At 70.3% G+C, this 3,362-nt stretch carries 3 protein-coding genes; 1 reads left to right on the forward strand and 2 read right to left on the reverse strand.

The features are described from left to right. Positions 1-79 precede the first annotated feature (79 nt). Positions 80-832: a polyphosphate--glucose phosphotransferase gene (gene ppgK, locus HET64_RS37650; RefSeq protein ID WP_215111728.1), complete on the reverse strand. Its 753-nt coding sequence runs from the start codon at positions 830-832 to the stop codon at positions 80-82. Between the two features lie 38 nt (positions 833-870). Beyond that, complete coding sequence (locus HET64_RS37655; protein WP_215111729.1) at positions 871-1,860, reverse strand: 4-hydroxy-3-methylbut-2-enyl diphosphate reductase; 990 nt, start codon at positions 1,858-1,860, stop codon at positions 871-873. 93 nt (positions 1,861-1,953) lie between these two features. Here HET64_RS37655 and HET64_RS37660 point away from each other — a divergent pair. Continuing rightward, a partial coding sequence (locus HET64_RS37660) for an APC family permease (RefSeq protein ID WP_215111730.1) occupies positions 1,954-3,362 on the forward strand: 1,409 nt, incomplete at its 3' end.

Below are 3,362 nucleotides of genomic sequence, written 5' to 3' on the forward strand. Positions count from 1 at the left end.
GTGGCCCGTCGTCCTCAGCGGCCCTGAGCGGCCCCCGGCCCGTCTCCGGCGCCCGTTCGTGTGGTGCCGTCAGGTCCGTTCAGCCCTTGCTGTGTGCCCGGCCCGCCGCCGCCATCGCGGCTCCCACGATGCCCGCGTTGTTCTGAAGCTGGGCCGGGACCATCTCGGCCCGTACCTTCTCGATCAGCGGCAGGAACTTCTCCGCCTTGCGGCTCACCCCGCCGCCGATGATGAACAGTTCGGGCGAGAACAGCATCTCCACGTGCAGCAGGTACTTCTGCACCCGGTGCGCCCAGTGCTGCCAGCTGAGGTCCTCGTCCTCCTTGGCCTTCGTGGAGGCGTGCTTCTCCGCGTCGTGGCCGTGCAGTTCCAGGTGGCCCAGCTCGGTGTTGGGGACGAGCAGGCCGTCGGTGAAGACCGCGCTGCCGATGCCGGTGCCGAAGGTCAGCATGATGACCGTGCCCGTGCGGCCCTTGCCCGCGCCGAAGGTCATCTCGGCGACCCCGGCCGCGTCCGCGTCGTTCAGGATGGTGACGGGCTGACCGATCCGCTCGCCCAGCAGTGTGCGGGCGTCGGTGTCGATCCAGCCCTTGTCGACATTGGCCGCGGTACGCGTGATGCCGTCCGTGACCACGCCGGGGAAGGTGATGCCGACGGGGCCCGCCCAGTCGAAATGGCCGACGACCTCGGCAACACCGTCGGCCACGCCCTCGGGCGTGGCCGGGTGCGGTGTCAGCACTTTGTGGCGCTCCCGCGCCAGGTCTCCGCGGTCCAGGTCCACGGGAGCGCCCTTGATCCCGGATCCGCCGATGTCCACGCCGAAGATCTCCATGGGACCCACGGTACGGGCAGGCCGGGCCCCTTGCCCGGCTACTCGGCGGAAAGGGCGGCGGCCTCGGCGCGCAGGTCGCGGCGCAGTTCCTTGGGGAGGGAGAACGTGATCGACTCGTCGGCCGTCTTCACCGTCTCCACGTCCGCGTAACCGCGCTCTCCGAGCCATTCCAGGACACCGTCGACGAGGACGTCGGGGACGGAGGCGCCGGACGTCAGACCGACCGTGGTGACGCCCTCCAGCCAGGCCTCGTCGATCTCGTCGGCGAAGTCGACCAGGTGGGCGGCGGGGGCTCCGGCGTCCAGGGCGACCTCGACCATGCGAATGGAGTTGGAGGAGTTCTTGGAGCCGACCACGATGACCAGTTCGGCGTCCTCGGCGAGCTTCTTCACCGCGATCTGGCGGTTCTGCGTGGCGTAGCAGATGTCGTCGCTGGGCGGCGAGAGGAGGTTGGGGAACTTCGCCTTGATGGCGTCGACCGTCTCCATCGTCTCGTCGACGGACAGGGTGGTCTGGGAGAGCCAGACGACCTTCGACTCGTCGCGGACCTCGACGTTCGCGACGTCCTCGGGGCCGTCGACCAGCGTGATGTGGTCGGGGGCCTCGCCGGAGGTGCCGATGACCTCCTCGTGCCCCTCATGGCCGATCAGGAGGATGTCGTAGTCCTCCTTGGCATACCGGACGGCTTCCTTGTGGACCTTGGTGACCAGCGGGCAGGTCGCGTCGATGGTGGCGAGCTTGCGCTCGGCGGCCTCCGCGTGGACGGTGGGCGCGACTCCGTGCGCGGAGAACATCACGATGGAGCCCTCGGGCACCTCCGCGGTGACGTCCACGAAGATCGCGCCCTTCTTCTCCAGGGTCTGCACGACGTACTTGTTGTGCACGATTTCGTGGCGCACATAGATCGGGGCCCCGTACTGCTCCAGGGCCTTCTCGACGGCGATCACGGCACGGTCCACGCCCGCGCAGTAGCCACGGGGTGCGGCGAGCAGGACACGGCGGGCAGGAGTTGCAGTCATGCGTCCCATCGTAAGGCCGTGGCGAACAGGCGCGAGGACGGCCGGGTCGGGAGACTGGTCGCGGTGCGTTCGTGAGCAATGACGGATGGTGATGGAGGGGCGATGACGTCGGTGCCGGAGAGCGGTTCGGGCAGCGGGACGGGGAGCGGTTCGAGCGGCGGTACGGGGAGCAGTACGGAACCGGGCAGGCTGCGTCGGACGCTGGGATTCCGGGATCTGGTCGTCTACGGGCTCCTCTTCATCGCTCCGATGGCCCCCGTCGGGGTGTTCGGCACCCTGGACGCCAAGTCCGACGGCGCGGTCGCGCTCGTCTATGTGGTGGCCACGGTGGTCATGGGGTTCACCGCCTTCAGCTACGCCCAGATGGTGCGGGTCGCCCCCTTCGCCGGTTCGGTCTTCACGTATGCCCGCAAGGGGCTCGGGGAAGGACCGGGGTTCATCGCCGGGTGGATGGCCATGCTCGACTACCTGCTGATCCCGGCCGTCGCCTACCTCTTCTCCGGGATCGCGATGAACGCGCTGGTCCCGGAGGTCTCGCGGTGGGTGTGGACCGCGATCGCCGTGCTCGTGACCACCCTGCTCAACCTGTGGGGCGTGCGGGCGGCCGCCCGGGTCGGCTTCGCGGTGCTGGCCATGGAGATCGTGGTGCTGCTGGTCTTCGTGGTCTCGGCCGTCGTCGTCCTCGTACGGGACGGGGCGCAGCGCGGCTGGCTGACGCCGCTGACGGGGGACTCCGGGTTCTCCATGACGGCGGTGCTGGGGGCCGTGTCGATCGCCGTGCTCTCCTATCTGGGCTTCGACGCCATCGCCTCGTTCGCCGAGGAGGTGACGGGCGGCTCGCAGAAGGTGGCGCGGGCGGTGCTGTTCTGTCTGGTGCTGGCCGGCGCCCTGTTCGTGGCGCAGTCGTATCTGGCGGCGCTGCTGGAGCCGGTGAGCTCGGCGGAGCTGGCGGCGGACCCGGCGGCGCAGGGGTCGGCGTTCTACGACGCGGTGGACGCCTCGGTGGGGACGTGGCTGCATGACCTGGTGGCGGTCAGCAAGGCGATCGGCGCCGCGTTCGCCGCGCTGGCGGGGCAGGCCGCCGCCGGGCGGCTGGTCTTCGCGATGGCCCGGGAGCGGCGCCTGCCGCACTTCCTCGCGAAGGTCGACCCGTCGTCGGGCGTGCCGCGGGTGGCGATCCTGTGCGCGGCGATCGTGACGCTGGTGGCCGCCGTGTGGGCCGCCCGGCGCGACGACGGCCTGGACCATCTGGTCTCCGTCGTGGACATCGGCGCGCTGACGGCGTTCATCCTGCTGCACGCGTCGGTGGTCGGCTGGTTCGCCGTACGCCGGATGGAGGGCCCGCCGGTGTGGTGGCGGCACGTCCTGGTCCCGGTGGTCGGCGCGGGGGTGCTGGTCGTGGTCATCGTGGAGGCGACGACGTCCTCCCAGGTGGTGGGCCTCTGCTGGCTCGGGGTGGGGCTCGTGGTGCTGGCGGTGCAGGGGACGGACCGCCGGGGCGGTATCGAGGG

The sequence above is a fragment of the Streptomyces sp. McG3 genome (assembly GCF_018619185.1).
Classification (GTDB): Bacteria; Actinomycetota; Actinomycetes; order Streptomycetales; family Streptomycetaceae; genus Streptomyces.